This is a genomic window from Micromonospora sp. NPDC051141, assembly GCF_044455765.1.
In the GTDB taxonomy this organism is placed as follows: Bacteria; Actinomycetota; Actinomycetes; order Mycobacteriales; family Micromonosporaceae; genus Micromonospora.
In genome coordinates, this window is record NZ_JBITFD010000002.1 from 194,747 (window position 1) to 216,096 (window position 21,350).

13 protein-coding genes are annotated in these 21,350 nt (G+C 74.5%); 7 read left to right on the top strand and 6 right to left on the bottom strand.

Features of this window, described 5'->3' with window-relative positions:
• Positions 1-7 precede the first annotated feature (7 nt).
• From ACIA6B_RS03385 to ACIA6B_RS03395, 3 genes are all read right to left on the bottom strand, one after another.
• Positions 8-1,714, bottom strand: coding sequence for a family 43 glycosylhydrolase (locus ACIA6B_RS03385; protein ID WP_396770510.1), 1,707 nt, complete (start codon positions 1,712-1,714; stop codon positions 8-10).
• A 103-nt stretch (positions 1,715-1,817) separates the two neighbouring features.
• Complete coding sequence (locus tag ACIA6B_RS03390; RefSeq protein WP_396770512.1) at positions 1,818-3,338, bottom strand: arabinofuranosidase catalytic domain-containing protein; 1,521 nt, start codon at positions 3,336-3,338, stop codon at positions 1,818-1,820.
• A gap of 497 nt (positions 3,339-3,835) precedes the next feature.
• Entirely contained in the window at positions 3,836-4,207 is a 372-nt protein-coding gene (locus ACIA6B_RS03395; RefSeq protein ID WP_107156381.1) for a helix-turn-helix transcriptional regulator, read from the bottom strand.
• A 166-nt stretch (positions 4,208-4,373) separates the two neighbouring features.
• Between ACIA6B_RS03395 and ACIA6B_RS03400 the strand changes: the two genes are divergently transcribed.
• The 3 genes from ACIA6B_RS03400 (at position 4,374) to ACIA6B_RS03410 (ending at position 7,813) form a co-directional block, all read left to right on the top strand.
• Positions 4,374-5,525: a trypsin-like serine protease gene (locus tag ACIA6B_RS03400; RefSeq protein ID WP_396770514.1), complete on the top strand. Its 1,152-nt coding sequence runs from the start codon at positions 4,374-4,376 to the stop codon at positions 5,523-5,525.
• A 147-nt stretch (positions 5,526-5,672) separates the two neighbouring features.
• Positions 5,673-6,809, top strand: a complete 1,137-nt coding sequence (locus ACIA6B_RS03405; protein WP_396770516.1) for a transporter substrate-binding domain-containing protein — start codon at positions 5,673-5,675, stop codon at positions 6,807-6,809.
• A complete protein-coding gene (locus tag ACIA6B_RS03410; RefSeq protein WP_396770518.1) occupies positions 6,773-7,813 on the top strand; it encodes a hypothetical protein in 1,041 nt (346 codons plus the stop codon). The genes ACIA6B_RS03405 and ACIA6B_RS03410 overlap by 37 nt, the downstream gene beginning before the upstream one ends.
• A 34-nt stretch (positions 7,814-7,847) precedes the next feature.
• On the opposite strand, the gene ACIA6B_RS03415 is transcribed toward ACIA6B_RS03410, so the two are convergent.
• Positions 7,848-8,591, bottom strand: a complete 744-nt coding sequence (locus ACIA6B_RS03415) for an SAM-dependent methyltransferase (RefSeq protein ID WP_396770520.1) — start codon at positions 8,589-8,591, stop codon at positions 7,848-7,850.
• Positions 8,592-8,761: 170 nt separating this feature from the next.
• Between ACIA6B_RS03415 and ACIA6B_RS03420 the strand changes: the two genes are divergently transcribed.
• A complete protein-coding gene (locus ACIA6B_RS03420; RefSeq protein WP_396770522.1) occupies positions 8,762-9,448 on the top strand; it encodes a hemerythrin domain-containing protein in 687 nt (228 codons plus the stop codon).
• A 9-nt stretch (positions 9,449-9,457) separates the two neighbouring features.
• Here the strand turns inward: ACIA6B_RS03420 and ACIA6B_RS03425 are convergent, their stop codons facing one another.
• Positions 9,458-12,880, bottom strand: coding sequence for a BTAD domain-containing putative transcriptional regulator (locus ACIA6B_RS03425; RefSeq protein WP_396770524.1), 3,423 nt, complete (start codon positions 12,878-12,880; stop codon positions 9,458-9,460).
• Between the two features lie 157 nt (positions 12,881-13,037).
• On the opposite strand from ACIA6B_RS03425, the gene ACIA6B_RS03430 reads away from it, so the two are divergent.
• From ACIA6B_RS03430 to ACIA6B_RS03440, 3 genes are all read left to right on the top strand, one after another.
• On the top strand, positions 13,038-16,160 hold the full coding sequence (locus tag ACIA6B_RS03430) for a hypothetical protein (RefSeq protein ID WP_396770526.1): 3,123 nt from the start codon (positions 13,038-13,040) through the stop codon (positions 16,158-16,160).
• 223 nt (positions 16,161-16,383) lie between these two features.
• Entirely contained in the window at positions 16,384-19,734 is a 3,351-nt protein-coding gene (locus tag ACIA6B_RS03435; RefSeq protein ID WP_396770528.1) for an ALF repeat-containing protein, read from the top strand.
• A gap of 4 nt (positions 19,735-19,738) precedes the next feature.
• Positions 19,739-20,230, top strand: a complete 492-nt coding sequence (locus ACIA6B_RS03440) for a hypothetical protein (RefSeq protein ID WP_396770530.1) — start codon at positions 19,739-19,741, stop codon at positions 20,228-20,230.
• 77 nt (positions 20,231-20,307) lie between these two features.
• Here ACIA6B_RS03440 and ACIA6B_RS03445 read toward each other — a convergent pair whose 3' ends face one another.
• Positions 20,308-21,291, bottom strand: a complete 984-nt coding sequence (locus tag ACIA6B_RS03445) for an NAD(P)-dependent alcohol dehydrogenase (RefSeq protein WP_396770532.1) — start codon at positions 21,289-21,291, stop codon at positions 20,308-20,310.
• Between the last annotated feature and the right edge of the window lie 59 nt (positions 21,292-21,350).

The window sequence follows — 21,350 nt, forward strand, 5'->3', positions numbered from 1 at the left end:
GCTCCTCTCAGGGGCTGGTGCAGGTGAGGGACGGGGTCGACGGCGAGCCGTTGGCGAGGAAGCCGAACGTGGTCGAGCCGGCGGCCGGCACCGAGCCGTTGTAGGACACGTTGCGGACCGTCGCCGTGGAGCCGCTGGTGCTCAGCGTCCCGCCCCAGATCTGACTGATGCTCTGGCCGCCGGCCAGGCTCCAGCCCACCGTCCAGCCGTCGATCGCCGAGGCGCCGGCCGTGACGGTCACCTCGCCCTGGAACCCGCCGGACCAGGTGCTGGTGGTGCGGTAGCTGGCCGCGCAGGCGCCGCTGGTCGGCGGCGGCGTGGTGGGCGGGGGCGTGGTGGGCGGGGGCGTGGTGGGCGGCGGGGTCGTCGGCGGCGGGGTGGTGGGCGGCGGGGTGCTGCTGCCGGAGCTGAACCGCCAGTGGTCGAGGTTGAACAGCGAGCCGCTGCCGCCGGTGAACCGCAGGTACAGGTCGTGGGTGCCGGTGGCGCCGCTGACCCCGCAGGTGGTGTCGGTCCAGGTCTGCCAGCCGCCGGTGCCGGACACCCGGCAGGTGCCGACCAGCGGGCCGCTGGTGCCGTCCAGGCGCAGCTCGATGCTGCCGCCGCTACCGGCCGAGGCCACCCGGGCGGTGTACGACGTCGCGCCGGTGCCGAACGCCACGCCCTTGACCTTGATGTAGTCGCCATTGTCGATATAGCCGACGTTCATGCCGCCGCCGCTGGCGACCTCGGTCTCGACGCCCTGCCCCCAGGCGATCGTCTCGGCCTCCTGCCGGACGTACGGGTTCAACGTGCCGACCTGCGGGGGCCCGGTGGTGGTCATGGACATGGTCGGGATCGAGCCGTCCGCGCCGTAGGTGAACTTCTCCACCGCCACCGACCGGGTGAAACCGCCGCCGCCCGGCAACGCGCCGTTGTGGTAGAAGAGGTACGAGTTGCCCTTGAAGTCGACGACCCCGGGGTGGTTGGTGAAGCTGCTGCCCTGGGTGGGCATCACCGTGCCGCGGTAGGTCCACGGCCCGAGCGGGCCGGGCGCCGTCGAGTAGGCGAGGAACTCCGAGCAGCACTTGGCGGCGAACACGTTGTAGTAGAGGTTGTTGCGCTTGTAGACCCACGGCCCCTCCTCGTAGAGGGTGGGCCGGTTCGCGTCCCCGGTCCGCGTGCCGAACCCCGCGGTGGTCAGCGGGATCCGTGTGGGGCTGCCCGAGTACGAGGTCATGTCCGCGTTCAGCTTCACGTACCACAGGTTCGGGTTGCCCCAGTAGAGGTACGCCTGGCCGTCGTCGTCGATGAACACGGTGGGGTCGATCTCGCCGTTGCTCACCAGCGGACGGCCGATGGCGTCCCGGAACGGGCCGGTCGGGCTGTCGGCGACCGCCACCCCGATGCCCATCTGGCCGGTCGCCCGCACGACCATGGGTACGTACCAGTAGAACTTGCCGTTGCGGTAGATCGCCTGGCCGGCCCACGCGTCCTGCTTGGCCCAGCTGAAGGTGGCGAGGCTGAGCGGGGAACCGTGGTCGGTCCAGTTGACCATGTCGTCGGACGAGTAGACCCGCCACTCCTTCATGGTGAACCAGGTCGAGTTGTCCTCGTCGTGGCCGGTGTAGAGGTAGACCCGGCCGTTGTAGACAAGTGGCGCCGGGTCGGCCGTGTAGATCGTCTGCACGATCGGGTTGTCCGCCCGGGCGATCGCCGGGAACAGCCCGATCATCGCGAGCAGGGTGGCGAGCAGCGCGAGCCTGCGCCGACCACGGCGATCAGGTCTCGTTGATAGCGCTAACATTGGTGTCCTTCCGGTGGGGGTGCGGGTGGTCTCAGCGGTAGCCGGCGGCCACGACGTTGGCCTGGACCGCGTTCTCGGTCGCGTCGGACGGATAGCCGGCGACCATGGCGCCCTCGTAGAACGTGCCGGCGCTCAGGTTGGCGCCACCGCCGGGCTTGCAGCAGTCGCCGCCGCTGCCCAGGATGATCGCGCCCTGCTTCTTCATCGGGCTGTAGCCGGGGGGAAGCGACCCGTCGTAGAGCGTGTAGAGGTTGCCGGACTGGGCGTTGCTGCCCTTGATGGCGAACCGTGAGGTGCCGTTGTTCTTCAGCGTGGCGGTGACGAACTTGCTGGTGAAGGCGCGCTGGTTGGGGTTCCAGCTCTGGCTGCCGCCGGGGTAGAGCCCCCACTCCAGGTCGGCCTGGACCCAGGGGCCGCTGCCGGAGCAGCCGCCGAACCAGCAACTGGTGCTGAAGTTGATCGCGTCCATCGCACCGGCGGCGTCCGCGCTGCGGGTGGTCTCGCTGTTGCCGTAGTCGAAGCAGCAGCCGCTGTTGACGTGGGTGCCGCTGGTGACCATGTACATGCCCTCCGGCGCGCTGCCGGTCGGGACGCCGGTCAGGTGACCGTCGCGCCAGTAGCTGTTGCCGGGGTTGATGTAGAGCGAGTACGCCTTCGCGCCGCCGACGGTCAGCGCCTCGCTGGTCGCGGTGGCGGGCCGGCTGGACGAGGAGCCGGGGACCTGCGCGGAGCCCTGGTACCACAGGTCGTTGCCGCGTCCCGACTGGTCGTAGACGACCGTGATCACGCAGGTCGTGCCGCCGCAGAACGCGTCCTGGCCGGCGGCGTCGGCGTAGCCGCCGGCGCCCAGCGCGCCGATGTTGCGGGTGGCGCTGTCCGACGAGCGACGGACCTGGTAGAGGTTGCCGCCGTACGCCGAGAACAGCGCGCGGGTGGTGCTGTGCGCCGCCACGCAGGGCGTGCCGCCCGCGGCGTAGATGTCACACGGCCGGCCACCGGGCGGCGGCGGCGAGGTGGGCGGCGGGGACGTCGGCGTGGTGGACGTGGTCCACCGCTGGTTGGCCTGGCCGTTGCAGGTCCAGAGGATCAGCTTGGTGCCGTTGGCGGTGCCGGCGGCGTTGGCGTCCAGGCAGAGCCCGGACTGCTGGCCGGTGATGGTGCCGTCGCCGTTGACGGTCCACTGCTGGTTGGACTGGCCGTTGCAGTCCCAGATGATCACGGCGGTGCCCGGGCTGGTGCCCCGGCCGTTGGCGTCCAGGCACTTGGTCCCGTAGACCGTGAACTGCCGCGCCGACGTGTAGGTCCAGTTCTGCGCCGCCGCGCCGGTGCAGTCGTACAGCTGGACCTGGGTGCCGTTGGTGGTGCTGCCGTTCGGCACGTCCACGCAGCGTCCGGACTGCACGCCCACGACGGCGCCCGGCCCGGGGGCGGCGACCGCCGTCCGGGCCTGGGTGGTCAGGACGGCGCCGCCGGCGGCCAGGACGAGGGCGAGCGTGGCGACCAGCAGTCGTGGTCGTCCGGATCGGAGGGATCGGGGACGGGGGATGGCCATGACGGCTCCTCGGGTGCGCAGGCTCCGGGGCCGTCCGTACCGGCACGGAGCCTCACGGGTGGTGACCGTCGGTGAAGCGCTAACACCCGCTGCGCGCACTCGGCCGCCCGTGCGGCGCGAGGTGTCCGGCCCGGCACGAGGCGGCGCTCCCGGAGGTGCCTCGGTGGTGGCCTACCGGTCGCTGATGTTATCGCGAACATCGACGTGAGTAATTAGAACACATCGATGTCACGACGGCGCGACGAAGCGGGCCGGGCATTCGGGCCGGCGCTTCGGGCACGGCTCGGGCAGGCCACGGCCCGAGCCGTCGCCGGGATCGGTCGAGCGACCCGCCCGGAGGCAGGCGGGCCGGTTCTCCGCCCTGGCCCGCGTCAGGCTCGGCGCGCTCGTCACCCGGCGCGCTCGTCACCCGGCGCGCTCGTCACCCGGCGCGCTCGTCACCCGGCGCGCTCGTCACCCGGCGTGCGCGGCGGCTCCGCCGGGGGGCGTGCCGGCGCTCAGCGCGTCCGCTTCGTCGCCCGCTTGCGCGGCGGGGTCAGCAGGTCGGCGATGGCGGCGATCGCGGACGGCACCACCCGGTAGTACGCCCAGACCCCGCGCTTCTCGCGTTCGAGCAGCCCGGCCTCGGTGAGGATGCGCAGGTGATGGCTCACCGTCGGCTGGGACAGCCCGAGCGGGGCGGTCAGGTCACTCACCGACGCCTCACCCTCCGGGGCGGACTGGATCAGACTGATCAGCCGCAGCCGAGCCGGGTCGGCGAACGCCTTCAGGACGCCCGCGAGGCGCTCGGCGTCGGCACGCTTGATCGGCTCACCGGTCAGCGGCGAGATGGACGGCATCGCTGTTTTCGCAGTTCCCACGCCCTCCATAGTCGCACCGACACCATCAATGGGACGGCAAAACCGCCGACCATCACCGGCGGTGAATCTCCGTGGGTCGGGCGGAGCGCCGGACGGGACCACATCCGAAGATCGAATGACCTAGTCTCGGCGTTCCACACCGGTCGATGAACACACCACGCGGGGAGTCGGGAAGATGCGATCGAAGCGACATGCGGCGCGCTGGGGGTCGACCCTTGCGGTCGCGATCGTCGGCGCGAGCATGCTGAGCGGCGCGGCGGCGCAGGCGGTCGGCGGGTCCGCGCCCGTCGCGGACGGGACCTACGCGTTCACCGCCAAGGTGGAGAACGACCTGCGGGCCTGCACCGGGGCGCTGGTGGATCCGCTGTGGGTGCTGACCGCCACCACGTGCCTGGCGGAGGATCCGCAGACGGTCACGGCGGGCGCCCCGCCGCGCCCCACCACCGTCACCGTCGGCCGGACGGACCTGTCGTCGACCGGCGGGCACCGGCTCGCCGTGATCAGCGTCGTGCCGCACCCGACGCGCAACGTCGTCCTGCTGCGCCTGGAGAAGTCCGCCACCGGCGTCGCGCCGGTGGCGATCGGCAGCGCCCCGGTGGTCGACGAGCAGCTCACCGCGGCCGGATACGGCCGCACCGCCACCGAGTGGGTCCCGGACCGGCTGCACGCCGGTGACCTCACCGTACGGAGTGTCGCCGCCGCCTCGATGGAACTCGACGGCACCGCCTCCGGAGCCACGCTCTGTCGTGGTGACGCGGGCGGCCCGGCCCTGCGCACGGCCGGCGGGGTGGTGACCCTCGTCGGCGTGCACGACCGGTCCTGGCAGGGCGGCTGCCTCGGCGAGACCGAGACCCGCCGGACCGCCACCGCCACCCGGGTCGACGACCTGGGCGGCTGGATCGTGGCCGGCAAGGCGACCGTCCCGCTGGTGATCGGCCTCCGGGCCCGGGTGAACTCGCGCTACGTCACCATGGGCGGACACCTGACCACCCCGCTGATCGCCAGCCGCACCGCCATCGGCTCGTGGGAGAAGTTCGACCGGATCGACGTCGGCGGCGGGTACGTCGCGCTCTACTCGCGGACCGTGAACCGGTACGTGACCGCGCCGGTCAACGGCGGTGTCGCGCCGCTGATCGCCAACGCCGCCGCGCTCGGCGCGTGGGAGAAGTTCACGCTCGTCCGGAACAGCGACGGCAGCACCAGCCTGCTGGCCAACGCCAACGGCAAGTACGTCTCCGCCGACAACGGCGGGGCGAACCCGCTGATCGCCAACCGGGCCGAGATCGGCCCGTGGGAGAAGTTCGACGTGGTCGAGTCCGCGTACTGACGACCGACCGGCCGGCCAGGGTCACCGACATCTCCGGTGCTCCTGGCCGGTCGGCATCCCGACCCTCGGGGCGGCTCGTCCCCGCCTTGCCACGGACCCGACAATGGAACGACTGACGCTCACCGGGCGCGGCGGGGGAGGGCACAGGTGAATCAGGCAGACGAGCCGGCCCCGTCCGGGCCGGCGCCGGGCACGTCGTCGCGGGCCGGCCGGATCCGTCAGCTCCGGCTGGTGGGACTGGTGGTCGTGCTGGCCCTCCTCGCGGCGGCGTTGATCCCGATCGTGCTCCAGTTGGGCCCACCGACCCGCGACGACCTGATGGAGCGCGCCGGCCTCAAGGGCAAGGCGCAACTGCTCGTCGGCGTGAAGGACGACCAACCCGGCGTCTCCCAGCGACTGCCGAACGATGTCTGGAAGGGCTTCGACGTCGACATCGCCTACCTGATCGCCGGCTATCTCGGGTTCGACCGGTCGCAGGTGCGGTTCCTGCCGATGGAGAGCGAGGACCGGGCCCGCCGCCAGGCCCGGGACCGCGACGGCTTCGTCACCGTCGACATGGTGGTCGCCTCGTACAGCATCACCAAGAAGCGGGAAGAGGAGGAGGGGGCGGTCTTCTCCGCGGCCTACCTCCAGACCGAGCAGTCGGTCGTGACGCTGGCCGGCGACCGGGGCCCGGTGAGCAGCCTGGAGGACCTGGCCGGCCGGACCGTCTGCACGCTGACCACCTCGACCGCCATTCCGCGCCTGCGGGAGGCTCGGGCCCGACCGATCGGCCGGAACAAGATCAGTGAGTGCGTCCAGGAGCTGTACGACGGCAAGGTGGACGCGGTCAGCAGCGACGCGGCGATCCTCGCCGGCTTCGTCACCGGCGACCGGGCGGGCGACGAGGGCCAGCGCTTCCCGAGCCTGCTCCGGAACGCCAAGCCGCTGCGGCACTGGGACATCGGCGAGTCGGCAGCGGAGAAGTGGGGCGTCAACACCGGCCCGAACGAGGCGCTCCGCGACCTGGTGGACCTCGCGCTCGACGACTCGGCCACGAACCCGCGGAACTCGGCCTGGGAGCAGGCGTACGACGCCAACTTCCGCTGGCAGCAGCGTTTCAACCTCCCGCAGCCGGTCGCGGTCCAGCAGCAGCCCGACCCCAGGAAGGTGGAGGTACGGCAGTGGCCGTGGGAGAGGATCGCACTGCCGGCCCCGGCATCCTCCGGATCACCGGCGGCCCGGGCAAGAGCGGCCGGCCCCGCCGGATGGCCGGGGCGCGGCAGGCGCAGCAGTGGCTGCTGACGCTCCTCCCCGCGTTCCCCGTCCTGCTCCTGGTGCTGCGGCTGTGGCAACTCAGCCGCCAGGACATGTCGACGATGCTGCTGCTGGTGCAGTACGTCAGCCCGCTGGGCCTGCTCAGCGCGCTGCTGATCGCGTTGGTCTGGGCCTTCCCGCTGGTCGTGCTGATGTTCGGGGTGCTCGGACGGCTGCTGCGGCTCAGCGCCCCGGAGCGCTTCGACCCGGACCGGTCGCTGCTCGCCTCCTGGACGGCGCGCACCCCCGGCTGGGTGGCCACCGCGGCGGTCGCGCTCGGCGCGCTCACCTGGCAGCTCCGCTTCCTGCCGACCCTGCTGATGCTGGCGCTCTGCCTGCTCGCGCTGCGTACCCGCTACCTGTATCCCGACCAGCCGAACCGGATCCTCCTGGTCGGCGTGGCGATCCCGCTGGCCGTGGCGGTGCTGGAGTACGCCGCGCTGGCCCCGGCCGCGTGGACGGCGCTGCACGTCGGTGAGCCGACCACCGCCGTGCTGCTGGTGGTGCCGCCCGCCGCCACCGTGCTGCTCACCGGCGCGATCCCCGGGTGGATCGCGCCGGCGGTCACCCACGGCCTGGCGTACGCGGTCGCGGCCGTGCTGCCGCTGGTGACCGGCGCGGTCTTCCTGGCGGCGCCGGTGCTGCCCACCACCGCGGTCGAGGTCGCCCCACCGGCCTCCGAGGCCGCGACGGGGGACGGCGCGGTCGCCCCGGAGGTGGTGCTCGGCGCGTTGATCACGGTCACCGACACCTCGACGATCATGCTGGACCGGGCGGCCGTCGTCCGGTTCCTGCCCAACGACCACGTGCGTTCGCAGGTGCTCTGCCCGCAGGCCCGACCGGTGCCGTACAGCGTGGTGACGGTGCACGGCTGGCCGGTGGAGGAGACCGTGCTCGACTGGATGATGCTCCGGCGGCCGGTCACCGTGAGGGACGTTCGCTGCGACGGCCGGCTCCCCGCCGGGGACCAGCCCGGCCGGGGCCCACGCTAGCGGTCGGTCCGTGCCCGCGGGCGGTGACCGGCGGTCAGGTGCGGCGCAGCACCAGGGTCGCGAAACCCAGCAGGTTGCGGTAACCGCGCAACCACCCGTCCCGATGCGCCCGGGCGACCGTGAGCGCCTCGGCGGCGTCGGGGTGGCCGGGGTTGTCGAGCGCCCACTCGGTGAGCGAGCCGACCCACGACCATTCGTAGTTGTCCCACTCGGCGGCGTCGCTCAGGTGCGCGTACACCGGGGTCCAGCCGGCCTCCTCGGCGGCGTCCACCAGGCCGGCGAGGTCGGTGTGGTCCTCCGGTTTCGCGTCCAGCGCGGCCAGCGCCTCCGGCGTCGGCGGCGCCTGCCAGAAGCCCTCACCCACCAGCAGGATCCCGTCCGGGTTCACGTGCCGGCCGGCGGCCCGCAGCGTACCGGCGAAGCCGTCGAAGATGTGCGTCGCACCCACACACAGCACCAGGTCGTAGTCGCCGTCCGGCACGTAGCCACGGGCGTCGCGTTCGTGCAGCGTCAGCCGGTCGGCGAGGCCGCGCGTCTCGGCCGCCGCGGCGGCGTGTTCGAGCGCGTGGTGGCTGACGTCGACGCCGTCCGCGTGGCCGTCCGGGTAGTGGGCGAGGGCCTGCATGGCCCAGGCCGCCCGCCCGCAGCCGAGGTCGAGGATGCGCGCCGCCGGCCGCCGGTCCGCCCGACGCAGGAGCCGGTTGACGTTGACGCCGGAGACCGGCGCGGCGATCGGGTGGTGCGAGTGCGCGATGTCGCTGAGTCGTTGACGATCCACGGTTGACAGTGAACACCACCGGGGCGGCGCGCCGGATCACGCTCCGAGGCCGGGCCGGACGGGCGCCCGACGGCCAAGCCGCCACCAAGTGAGCGCCAGGTGCGGCGATCGAGGCTCGGCGCACGACATGCCACCGAGCGGGCCGCTGACCGCAGCGGCCGGAGGAGACCATGGACACGACCGCTTCCGCGACCGGACCGAACCTCGTCGGCTTCCGGGTCAACCACCGCACGATGCGCGCCGACACCCGGCGACTCGCCGATCTGTCGGACCGGGTGGCCGCCGGCCTGATCACCTACGACCGCCGTCGGGCGCGGGCGCTGCGGACGTACGTGTGGCTGCTCTGCGCCGGCATCCACCACCACCATCGGATGGAGGACGAGGTCCTCTGGCCGGTGTTGGAGCGCTCGGCCGCCGCCGAGATCGACCTGCGCGAGCTGAGCGACGACCACGCCTCGCTGGACCCGGTGCTGGACGAGGTACGCGCGGCCGTGGACGACCTGGTCTCCGTGTTCGCCCCCGGTGGGCCGGCGGAGCACCGGGTACGCACCGCCGCGCGGCGGCTCGCCACGGCCCTCGCCCAGCTACGCGACGCCCTCGACGAGCACATCGAGGAGGAGGAACGGCTGATCTTTCCGGTGATCCGCCGGTACGTCAGCGTGGCCGACTGGGACACCGTGGAACGGGCCGTCCGCAAGGGCGGCGCGCTGCGTTTCGAGCTGCCCCGCATCGAGCGGTACGCCGAGCCCGCCGAGCTGGACGAGCTGAAGCGGATCGCCGGACCGGTGCTGCGGCTGACGCTCGCGGCGGTGCGACCGGGCTTCCGGCGACGGGAGGCGCGGGTCTTCGGCGGGTGAGCGGCCGGCTCACGCCGCCACCGGCACGTACGCCGATTCGTCGCTCCACGGCACGGCGCCGACCGCGCGGGCCAGCCGGAGCCCGGCGTCCCGGTGCGCGGCGGCCACCCCCGGGTCGCCGAGCGCGGCGGCCAGCTCGGCGAGCGTCTGGTCCACCGGCCCGAGCGAGATCGACCCGCACTCCAACCCGGCGAAGCGGCCGGCCCACGGCGACAGTTCCCGGTAGCAGCGCCGGGCGGCCGGCACGTCGCCGAGCCGGGCGGCGACCTGACCGCGCACCGTCATCCAGTACAGCCAGAGGTAGTCCGGACGGATCGGGGCCCGGGGCCGCCAGACGGCCCGGGCCCCGGCGTGGTCCCCGGCGGAGAGCAGCGCGTGGGCCAGCACGTCGTGGGTGTCGTCCGGCACCCGCGCGTGCACCTGCCGCAGCTCGTCGACCACCTCGTGCCCGCGCCCGGCCACGGTCAGCGCGGTGAACCGGCCCATCAGCCCCATCGCCGCCGCGTTCGGGCCGCCGACCCGGCTCATCCGGTCGCTGATCTCCGCGTAGCGGCGCGACGCCTCGTCGAGGTCGCCCCGGAACAGCGCGCAGAGACCGGTGAACCAGCCCATCACGGCCAGGATCAGGCCGAGCTGGCCGGTGGTGGCCTCCTCGACCGCCCGGTCGACGTGGTGCCGGGCCCGGTCGAAGTCGGCCTCGGCGAGCGCGGCCTGATAGAGGATGTGGTGGGCCTCGCAGCGGTACGCGGTGAGGCCGGCGGCCTCGGCCGTCGCCAACAGCTCCCGGCCCACCTCGGGCAGCTCGGCGCGGTGCGCCGGAGCGACGGTGACGAAGTAGCGGGCGTTGAGCGCGCGGCAGAGCACGGCCGGGTCGTCCTGCCGGCGGGCCAGCGCGAGGCCCTCCCGGGTGACCTCGTCGGCGCGCTCCTGGTCGGCGCCCTCGATCTCGAACGCCAGCACGCTCAGCAGCCGGGACCGCAGCGCCGGCCGGTCGTCGCCGACCCGGGACAGCTCCTGTTCCAGCAGCCGGACCAGGGCGTCGTCCACCAGGCGGTCCGGTCGGATGGTCCAGGTGACCGGGGCGTCGAAACAGGTGAGCGCCGCGTGGACGGCCGCCGGATCGCCGGTGCCGGTGGCCAGCCGTACCGCCTCGGCGCGGGCGGCGCGGGCGGTGAGCACGTCACCGGCGAGCGCGGCGGCGGTGGCCAGACTGCGGTGCAGGTCGAGGCGGGTCCGGACCGTGGTCGCCGACGCCAGGTCGACCGCACGCAACGCGCCGGCCCAGAGCGCGGCGGCCTCCCGCGGCGCGCCCAGCTCGCCGGCGCGGCGGGCCGCGGCGGCGAGGTGGCCGATCGCGTCGGCCGCGGTGGCCGGGGTGAGGGCCGCGAGCGCGTGCCGCCCCATCGCGGCCACGTCGTCGACGTGCCGCTCCCGCAGCACGTCGAGGACGCGGCTGTGGATGCGGGTGCGCCGCAGCAGCGGGACGCTGTGGTAGAGCGCGTCCCGCATCAGGGCGTGCGCGAACCGCACCCGGCCCGGCGCGGGCTCGACGAGCAGGCCGGCGGTCACCCCGGCCTCCAGCCCGTCGAGGACCTGGTCCTCCGGGCCGCCGTCGACCGCGAGCAGGGTGTCGATGTCGGCGGTCTCGCCGAGGACCGCGGCCTGCCGCAGCACCGTCCGCGCGCCGGCCGGCAACCGTGCCAGCCGCCGCGCCAGCACGTGACCCAGGCCGGCGGGGACGCCGTCCAGCGCCGCTGCCGGCCCTTCGGCCGCGATCAGCTTGGCCAGCTCGATGGTGAACAGCGGATTGCCCGCCGCGCGGTCCCGGACGGTACGCAGCAGTTCGGTGTCGGTGCTGTCCACGCCGTAGCGGCGCAGCAGTTCGCCGACGGCGTCCGCGTCGAGGCCGCCCAGCCCGCAGTCGATGGCCGGTACGCCGGCCAGCGCGGCCCGCGCCACGGTGAGGTCGTCGGTCACCTCGTCCGGCCGGTACGTCGCCACCACCAGGACCGGCGCCCCGGCGAGCGCGGCGGCGAGGTGGCGGAGGATGCGCAACGTCTCGCCGTCGGCGCGGTGGACGTCCTCGACCAGCAGGAGCAGCGGGCCGTGACCGGCCAACCGGGACAGGTAGGCGGCCAGCGCCCGCCGGAGGTGGAACTCGTCGTACTCCCCACGGGCGCCGGCCGACGTGCCGGTCTCCAGCAGCAGGCGCAGCCCGTGGGCCTCCGCCTCGTCGAGCGGGAGATGGCGGCGGGCGGCGGTGACCACCTCGTGCCAGGCCCAGGCCGGCGGTGCGCCCTCCACCTGCGGGCAGGTCCCGGTCACCGGACGCCAGCCATTGCCGGCGAGCGTGTCGGCGAGGTGCTGCGCCAGCGTGGACTTCCCCGCGCCCGCCTCGGCGCCCACCCAGCAGATGCCGAGGCCGGTCCGGGCGGCGCGGGTCGCCGCGGCCCTCAACCGGGCCAACTCGGCCGCCCGGCCCAGCGGTCGCTCCGGGCGTGCCCCGGCGCTCGCGGCGGGAGCGGACGTCGCGGCCGACCCGGCAACGGCCTCCGGCCCGGCGCCGGCCCCCGGTTCGATGACAGTCCTCGGGTCGGCGCCAGCCGCCGGCCCGGTGCCGGTCCTCGGTTCGGTGCCGGCCGCCGGTTCGGCACCCGCGGTGGGCGCCTCCAGCCGGGGACTCTGCCGCAGCAGGTCCGTCTCCAGGTCCCGCAGCTCACGGCTGGGATCGATGCCCAACTGCTCGGCCAGCACCGCCCGGACCGCGCGCAACACCTCCAGCGCGTCCGCCTGCCGGCCGAGGCGGTACAGCGCGACCGCGAGCAGCATGGCGGCCCGTTCCCGCAGCGGGTGCTCCCGTACGTGCGGATCGAGGTCGAGCACCACCTCGCTCGGACGGTCCAGGTCGAGCAGCAGTTTCGCCCGCTGCTCGACGGCGTTCAGCCGCAGCCGGCCCAGCCGCTCGCGTTCCCGGTCCGCCCACGGCTCACCGGCGAACTCGGCGTACGGCGTGCCGCCGTCCCAGCAGGCGAGCGCCGTCTCCAGGTCGGCGACCGCCGCGGCGGGCCGGTCGACGGCGGCCGGGGTCGCCGCCCGCAGCCGCGCCTCGAAGCGCCAGGCGTCCACGTCGGTCACCGGCAGCCGCAGGGCGTAACCGGGGGCGACGGTGACCAGGATCCGGGCCGGGGCGCGGGACGGACGGTCCGGTTCCAGCGCCCGGCGCAGGTTCGACACGTACACCTGGAGCGCCGCCTGGGCCCGGGGCGGCGGGTCCGCGGACCACAGGTCGTCCACCAGCCGGTCGACCGACACCGCGTGACCGCCGCCGGCGACCAGCCGGGCCAGCACCGCGCGCTGCCGGGGCGCGCCGAGGTCGATCGCGGCGCCGCCGTGGAGGGCCCGCACCGGACCGAGCACGCCGATCGTCGTCACGCCGTGACCCTAACCGGACCGGTCCGTCGTGGAGATCATCCATCCGACAGTCCCGACCGGTACGCCAAGCGCGCGTTAAGCACCCGCCAACTCCGGTCCGGCTCGATGGAGGCCGCATCGCGCCCCGCGACCGCGGGGCGTCGGAGAAGGGACATCCATGAGAACCAAGAAGGGCCACGCACACCGGTGGCTCGCCGCGGTGACCGGTGTCGGCCTGGTCGTCGGGCTGGCCGGGCCGGCGGTCGCCGCCGACCCGGTCACCTACGACGAGCAGGCCGTGCACCACGCCCTCTTCGCGGCCGTCGTCCAGGTCCGCGAGGGCGGCACCCCGGGCCTGACCGACGCCGTGCTCGCCGCCGAACTCAGCGACTGGCGCGCCACCCACCCGACCGCCGACGCCGCCGCCGTCGGCGCCCACCTGACCACCGTCACCGCCCTCGTCGGGCCGGCCGTCACCGCGTCCGACGAGTCACCCGGCAAGCTCCACCTGCTCGGCGCGGCCGTGGAGAAACTGGCCGGCAGCGGCGAGGCGCGGCTCGGCGGCCCGGCGGTCCGGGGGCTGCTGCGCAGCACGACAGGTGAGGAACTCGGCGGGATCGTCCCGCCGATCGAGCAGATCCGCAGCGGCACCCAGGACCACATGTGGGAGATGCTGTCGCGGAGCGCGATCGGCCAGGTCTGGGCCGGGCTGCACACCCGGGCCGCCTCCGACACCGTCCTCGCCGAGGTCTGGAACAGCGCGGTCGGCGCCCGGCTCGGCGTACGCCTGGACACCCCGGCGGACGAGCTGGCGCAACTGCCCGACCTGACCGGCCACCTCGACCTTCCGGCGATCACCGCGAAGCGGTACGACAAGGACGCCTACCGGGCGGAGATCCAGACGCAGCTCGACGCCGCGCTCGCCGCGCTGCGGGCGCGGTCGGCGGCCGCGGTGACCGACGCGGTGGCCCAGTCCGACCGCTTCCCGATCGGCGGGCCGGACAAGCCGACAGCCACCGACGAGGCCGCCGCCAAGGCCAAGGCGGAGGCCGACCGCAAGCTCAACGAGAAGCTCGGCCAGGCCGTCACCGTGCTCGGCAAGCTTGCCGGGATGGTGGACAAGCAGTTCGGCCGGCAGATCGAGACCATCGCCAAGGCCGTGGTCGGCGCCATCTCGGCCATCACCACCTACACCGCGGCCATCTCGGCCGCCGGGATCACCACCGCGGCGCTTGCCATGTCCACGTTCACGCTGGTCGGTGGCCTGGTGGGGGCCGCGATGATCCTGCTTCCGCTGTTCACCTCCGGCGGCGGGGCCGACGACGCCACCGGCGCGCAGATCGCGGCGCTGCGGGACCAGATCAGCCGGCTCGCGGCGGGCATGGACAAGCGGTTCGACCGGATCGAGAAGATGCTCGGCGTGATGTACGACGCGCTGAGCGCCCAACTCACCGCGCTCGCCCGGGACCTCGCCGAGGTACGCGCCCAGTTGACCGTCATCGCCGGGCAGCTCATCGTGCTCGACCAGCGGGTCGACGGGCTCGCGCTGGCCAGCCAGGCGGCGTTCGAGCAGATCGCCCAGCAGCCGCTGCGGACCAGCGTCGACCGGTACGTGCACCGCGAGGCGCGCACCGGCTCGGCGATCGACTCCTTCGCGACGTACTTCGACCAGGGTGACTCGCCGACCCGGACGTTCGCGGTCGACTCGGCGCGGCAGGCGCCCCACGTCGTGCCGGTCGGCACGTCGCTGGCCGACCCGGTGTCGACGGTCGGTCTCCACCTGCCGGCCGGCGCGATCGACTACCTGGCCCAGTGGGCGGGCGCCCGGGGCGTCGCGCTGACCCCCGCCCCCGGCGACGCGCCGGCCGGTGGCGTGGCGAACCCGTCGGCGTGGCTGCTGGGCGCGCGGGCGAACCTGATCCTGCAACTACAGAACCCGCAGTACGCCGCCCAGGTCGGCGCGGCCGAGACGCAGAGCACGATCGCCGCCGGTGACGCGGTGAACCGTCGGGTACGGCAGTTCAGCGCCCCGGCCGCGGACGGCGGCACCAACACGCTGTTCCAGCGCCTCATGGCCGACTACCGGTCGGCCACGGGCCAGTGGAAGGCGGCCCTCGACGAGGTCGGCCGGGCGGTGCGTTGGGTGGAGACCGACCGCGACTACGACATGTGGGGCAGCGTCGACCAGGACGTCCCGGCGGCGGGCCGGCTCGCGGACGTGGCCAGGATGTCGTTCTGCGGGCAGGCCGGCAGCGTCACCACGCCGAGCCGGGTCAACCGGTCGGCGCTGCCGAACGTCTACCACCTCGCCACCTACGCGATGGCGCCCGCGCACCGGCCGGAGCTGCGCTCCTGCCTGGACGCCGACTTCGTCAACATCGAGGTGATCGACGGGCCGCGCACCCAGCGGACCAACGCCGACCTGCAACTGGTGGTGCGGCAGCAGGCCAAGTGGCTCGGCGGCGACTGGCAGGACGTGCGGACCGTGACGTGGACGACGCACCTGATCGACGTCTGCCTGTGGGACCAGCGGGCGAACCCGCCGACCGGCTACTGCCGGGAGCCCGACTACTACGTCAACCAGAAGTGGGACTCGACGTACCGGCCGGCGTTGGACAACAGCGGGACGGTGGTGGAGAACCCCGCCGCGGTGGCGCTGGCGCGGACCAAGACGCGGGCCATGCTCACCGGCAAGCAGCGCTACTTCTACCGGGTGGCGGCGCTCGGCACCGGCGTCGACCGGCCGGCGGCCGGCACCTGGTCGGTCTCCCAGCAACTGTGGGACGCCGGGAAGAAGGTCTCCGACACGGTCCGGATGCTCCAGATCTTCTCCGAGCTGGGCTGGTCCTCGGCGTTGGACCGGGACGACGTGCTGCGCGGTCAACTCTTCGGCGACCGGTCCCTGCCGGCGGACTACCGCCTGCCGCGCAGCCAGGACAGCTACAACACCGGCTCGCTGCACCTGTTCAACGCCTACCAGCGGGCGTTGGCGAACTACGCCACCTGCGCCCAGACCCTCGACTGGGACCCCTGCCAGGGCGACGTCTCCGGGCTCGACCCGATGCGGGGACAGGAACGGTTCACCGCCGGGTGCGCCACCGCTCCGGCGACCGAGGCGCCCGACGACCCGCTCGGCTCCTGCGTGCTGCGGGCCGGGACGGTGGGCGTCGACAGCCTGGCCGAGCGGTACGCCTACTGGTCCGGCCGGATCAGGGCCGGTAGCCACCAGGAGGGCCTGGCGGCGGTGCGGACCGTGGTGGGCCTGCTGCGGGCGACGAACGTCAGCGTGCACGCGAGCTGACCCGGATCCGGTCCGAGGGCGTACCGCCGTGGTGCGCCCTCGGACCGGCGGGTATCGACGATTGTGGTGGTTCGTCCACACGGGACATCATCCGGCCCCCGGCGAACATAGCCTGGCCGCGCCGGCACTTCTTGCCGGCGTTGCCATTTGACGAACGGGGGAACAGGCCGTGAGAGGTCGCCGAAGGCGCCCGGGCGGGACGACACTACGTGCCGTCATCGCCATGACCACCACCATGATCGTGACAGCGACGACGTTCGCGTCACCGGCCGGCGCGGCGGACCCGCTGACGCCGGCGGACCGGGCCCGCTGCGTGGAGCTGATGCGCACCGGCGGCCCCGCCGTCTCGCGGGCGGCCGAGGTCGCGTTGACCGGCTCGGACGCGGACCTCCGCGAGTTCCTCGACACCGGCTACTCCGAGGCGGTGGCGCACGACAGCCGGGCCGTGGTGGAGCAGTACCAGGAGATCGGCGGGTCCAACACGAGGCAGGCGGCCGAGGCGGCGTTGGCCGGCACCCCGGCCGACGTGCAGCGGTTCCTGGAGAGCGGCTACGAGGCGCCGCTCGCCCTCGACCTGCGGGTGCGCGCCGCCCAGGTGATGACCGTGGGCGGCCCCCAGGTGAAGGCCGCGACCCAACGCGCGCTGACCGGCACCCCGGAGGACCTGGAGCGGTTCTTCTTCCTGGAGCTGGGCAACGCGCGGATGCTCGACGACCGGGTGCGGATCGGCCAGATCATGACCGCCGGTGGTCCCGCCGTCCGCGAGGCCGCTCAGCAGGCGCTCGCCGGCACCGACCGGGACCTGCGCGACTTCCTGGTCCGGGGGCAGCACGTGGCCCGGGCCCGGGACCAGGAGGTGAGCACGCTCACCCAGTTGGTCAGCCAGGCCAAGGAGGCCGGCGAGATGGCGGCCGAGGAGACCGAGGCCGCCAAGAACGCGTCCGCGCAGGCGGTGGAGGCGGCCCGGCTGGCCAAGGCCGCCGCCGAGCGCGCCAAGGCGGAGACCGAGGCGGCCCGCGAGTCGGCCAAGCTCGCGTCCAGCGCCGCCGCCCGGGCGGCGGACGCGGCGGCCCGCGCGGCCGACGCGGCCCGCACCGCGGTCGGCGCCGCGCGGGCGGCCAACAACGCCGCCCGGCTGGCGTCGAACGCCGCCGCGCGCGCCGCCTCGGCGGCCACGCTCGCCGGGCAGGCGGCGTCCCGCGCGTTCGGCGCCGCCGCCAACGCGGCCACCGACGCGACAAAGGCCGCGGCGGCCCGTACGGCCGCCGCCGAGGCACGTCAGGTGGCGGTCAACGCCCGCAAGGCGGCCGACGCCTCGCTCGCCGCCGGCAACGCGGCCCAGGCCGCCAGCGGCGCGGCCTCCGCCGCGGCCAGCGCCGGCAACAACGCCGCCGCCGCGGCGACGGCCGCCGCGGCCGCCGGCAACTACTCCAACGTGGCGGCGGCGGAGGCCGCGCGGGCCCGGGCCGCCGCCGCGGCGGCCCAGCGCAACGCCGCGGCGGCGACCCGCGCCGCGAACACCGCCGAGCGGTTCGCGCTGAAGTCGGCGCAGGCCGCCCGGCAGGCGTACCAGGCGGCGTTGGACGCGGCGAAGCACGCGGAGGCAGCCGCGGTGGCCGCGGACGACGCCGCGGCGCACGCCGGCGAGGCCGCCACCGCGGCGGCCCGGGCGACGGCCGCCGCCACCGCCGCGACCACCGCCGCGAACACCGCGACCGAGGCGGCCAACCAGGCCGTGCAGGTGGAGGAGGACGCCCGCCTGGCGGACGCCGAACGCCTGGCCGACCAGACCGAGGAGGGCAAGGCGGACGCGGCTGAGGCGCGCGTCGCCGAGCAGGAGCGACTGGACCGGGCCGCGGCGGACGCCGCGGAGGAGGCGCGGCTGGACGAGCAGACCCGGCAGTGGCTGGCCGAGGCCAGTGCCCCGGGTGCCTCGTCGGAGGTGGTCCTGTCCAGCGGGCGTCGGGCCGCCGCGCGTCTGATGACCACCGGCGGCGACTGGACCCGGGCGGCGGCGGGCGCGGCGCTCGCCGGCTCCGAGGCCGATCTCCGCAGCTTCCTCGCCTCCGGGCGGGAGGCCGCCGCCGAGGAGGACGACCGGACGAAGGTCCGGCACATCGCCGCCACCGCCGACAAGCCGGCGCTCAAGACGGCGGCGGAGACGGCGCTGACCGGCTCGCACGACACCGTGGTCACCTTCCTGGAGACCCGGGAGTACCCGGGCAAGGACACCGACGACCGGATCAGGATCGGTCAGTTGATGACCGCCGGCGGCACCCAGATGAAGGCGGCGGGGCAGGCCGCGTTGGACGGCACCGCCGCCGACCGGCACGAGTTCCTCACCACCGGGCAGTACGCCGCGGCCGAGCTGGACGACCGGGTCCGGGTCGGCCAGATCATGACCGCGGGTGGTCCGGAGGTGAAGTCGATGGCCCAGATCGCGCTCACCGGCCCCCGGTCGTACCTGAGGGACTTCCTCACCGACGGGCAGTTCCGCGCGCAGCGTCGGGACGCCGAGGCGGCCACCCACGTCGCCCGGGTCCGTGGCCTGGTCTCCGAGGCGCTGCGGTACGCCGCCGACGCCCGCCGGGACGCCGCGGAGGCGCAGCGGGTGGCGGCGGTCGCCCGCAAGGCGGCCCAGGACGCGGCGCGTTACGCCGAGCAGGCCGCCACCGCGGCCAGCCAGGCCGCCGGTTACGCCGACCAGGCGCGTACCTCGGCGCAGCAGGCGGCGGCGTCCGCGGTGCAGGCCGCGGCGTCGGCGCAGGTGGCCCGCGACGCGGCGGCCGCCGCGCAGCGGGACGCCCAGGCGGCGGCGCGGTCCGCCGCGACGGCCGACGCCGCCGCGGCCCGGGCCGCCTCCTACGCCGATGCCGCCCAGCGGGCTGCCGAGCAGGCCCGCGCCTCGGCGCTGGCCGCCGGCAAGAGCGCGCAGGAGGCGGCGGCGGACGCCCTGGCGGCGCTCGACGCCGCGGTGCGGTTGCAGCGGGAGGAGCAGGCCCGCGGCGGCCCCGAGCAGAGCCCCTGGGAGGTGCCGGTGCCGGGCCAGGACCCGCCACGGGACCCGCCGTTCCGGCTGGGCAACCAACTGCTCGGCAACAACCTGCTGGCCCAGGCGGCCGTCAGGTTGTGGGGCGGCCAGTGCTTCGCCGGCCAGAAGCAGATGATCTGCTACGGCGTGCAGACCCCGAACGGGCGGCCGATGACGATCGGCGACTACCTGCTCTACCCGGACTCGTCGAGTGAGCTGCTCCAGACCGTCAACGCCGAGGCCACCGAGCGGGAGGCGCTGCGCCGGGCCGGGGTGGACGCCGGGACGTACGGCCCGGACCTGCTCGAACACGAGGCACGACATTCCGACCAGTGGCAGCACTTCAGCCCGCCGAACTTCCTGGCGCTCTACTTCTCCGGCACCGCCCTGTCGTACCTGCTCACCGGGACCGACGGCGACGCCAACCCGTGGGAGATCGGGGCCAATCCCTGGAAGGGCGGATACTGGGAGTATGGCAAGGAACCGGCACAGCCCAGCTGGCTCGAACCGGTGGCCAAGTGCATGCTGGGTCTCTGCTGGTGAGCCGATGCTGAGGCCGTCCCGGCTGATCCGGGTGGCGGGCGTCCTCGCGACGCTCGCCACCGTGGCCACCGTCTCCGCGTGCTCGCCGGCCGCGAAGCGGGTGACCGCGGTGCGCCAGGTGGACGGGCAACCCACGATGCTGATCGTCGGCTGCGACACGTTCGACGCCGACCGGGTCAGCGTCTCCACCGAGGGCGTCTCCCCGCCGGCCCAGTGGGACGCCGACCGCGGCGCCGGCGGGGCCGTCGACGAGGTCCGGTTGTTGCAGTCGCCGTCGGGCTGGACGGTCGACGGGCAGACGCTCACCGCGTTCCAGCCCGGTACGGAGTACACCGCCTCCGCCTTCGACAGCGGGCAGGGCACCGTGCCGGTCCGCTTCACGCTGGCGGAGCTGGCCGCGCTGCCGGCGGACCAGGTGCTGGTCGGCGAGCCCGGCGGCAAGCGGAAGGCGGTCACCGAGGACGCGTTCCGCCGCGCGGCGAAGAAGTCCTGCTGACGGCGGAGGAGTGCCGGTCGGGGCCCGGACGGGCTTCGTCCGGCACTCCTCCGCGGCTCAGCCGGTGATTCCGCGGCTCAGCCGGTGATGACGACCTTCGCGCGGGCGTGTCCGCCTTCCAGGTGGCGGATGGCGGCGGGCACCTCCGCGAGCGGATAGGTGCGGTCGACGACCGGCGTGAGGTGGCCGGCTTCGGCGTGGGCGCGTAGCGCGTCGAGGTGTCGCCGGCTGGGTGTCGTGGCGAGGACGACGACGCGGTGCCGGACGAACGGTGCCACCAGCCGGCCACGGGTGAGCAGCCAGACCGGTCCGACGAGGTGGCCGCCGCGGTAGACGCCGCCGCCGGAGAGCACAAGCGTCCCGGTCGGGGTCAGCGCACGCCGCAGCGCGGTGAGCGAGCGGTTGCCGACCAGGTCGAACACGACGTCGTGGCGGCGCGGGTCGCGGGTGAAGTCGTCGCGGGTGTAGTCGATCACGTGATCGGCGCCGAGCGAGCGGACCAGGTCGACGTTGCGGGTGCTACAGACCGCGGTCACGGTCGCGCCGAACGCCTTGGCCAGTTGGACAGCCAGGGTGCCGACGCCGCCGGAGGCGCCGTTGACCAGGACGCGCTGCCCGGGTTGGACCCGCCCGGCGTCGCGCAGCCCCAGCAGCGCGGTGGTGCCGGCCAGCGGCAGCGCCGCCGCCTGCTGCGGTGTCAGGTTCGCCGGCGCCGGCGCGACCAGGTCCTCGGGTACGCACACGTACTCCGCGAACGCGCCGTTGGCGTCGCCGAGGTCGCCGTAGACCGGGTCGCCCACGCGCACCTGCCGGACGTCGGCGCCGACGGCCTCGACCCGACCGGCGAAGTCCCGCCCCCGGATGCGGGCCCGGGGCCGCGTGCGCCCCATCGCCAGTCGCGCCAGCCACGGGTCGCCGCGCGTGGCGTGCCAGTCGTACGCGTTGAGCGCGGCGGCCTCGACCCGCACGCGCACCTGGTCGGCGGTGGGTTGCGGCACCGGAACGTCCGCCAGCGTGAGGGTCTCCGGCGGGCCGTACCGGTCCTGGACGATCGCCTTCATCGTGCCTCCTTGGTGTACGCCGTACACCCATCGTCGGTGTACGGCGTACACCTGTCAAG

What these genes read in the sequence shown, in the direction of transcription:
- ACIA6B_RS03440 (WP_396770530.1), top strand. Translation starts at nt 19,739, where the DNA reads ATGCTGAGGCCGTCCCGGCTGATCCGGGTGGCGGGCGTCCTCGCGACG.
- ACIA6B_RS03435 (WP_396770528.1), top strand. Translation starts at nt 16,384, where the DNA reads ATGACCACCACCATGATCGTGACAGCGACGACGTTCGCGTCACCGGCC.
- ACIA6B_RS03410 (WP_396770518.1), top strand. Translation starts at nt 6,773, where the DNA reads ATGGCCGGGGCGCGGCAGGCGCAGCAGTGGCTGCTGACGCTCCTCCCC.
- ACIA6B_RS03385 (WP_396770510.1), bottom strand. Translation starts at nt 1,714, where the DNA reads ATGATCGGGCTGTTCCCGGCGATCGCCCGGGCGGACAACCCGATCGTG.
- ACIA6B_RS03400 (WP_396770514.1), top strand. Translation starts at nt 4,374, where the DNA reads ATGCGATCGAAGCGACATGCGGCGCGCTGGGGGTCGACCCTTGCGGTC.
- ACIA6B_RS03420 (WP_396770522.1), top strand. Translation starts at nt 8,762, where the DNA reads ATGGACACGACCGCTTCCGCGACCGGACCGAACCTCGTCGGCTTCCGG.
- ACIA6B_RS03395 (WP_107156381.1), bottom strand. Translation starts at nt 4,207, where the DNA reads ATGGAGGGCGTGGGAACTGCGAAAACAGCGATGCCGTCCATCTCGCCG.
- ACIA6B_RS03430 (WP_396770526.1), top strand. Translation starts at nt 13,038, where the DNA reads ATGAGAACCAAGAAGGGCCACGCACACCGGTGGCTCGCCGCGGTGACC.
- ACIA6B_RS03445 (WP_396770532.1), bottom strand. Translation starts at nt 21,291, where the DNA reads ATGAAGGCGATCGTCCAGGACCGGTACGGCCCGCCGGAGACCCTCACG.
- ACIA6B_RS03390 (WP_396770512.1), bottom strand. Translation starts at nt 3,338, where the DNA reads ATGGCCATCCCCCGTCCCCGATCCCTCCGATCCGGACGACCACGACTG.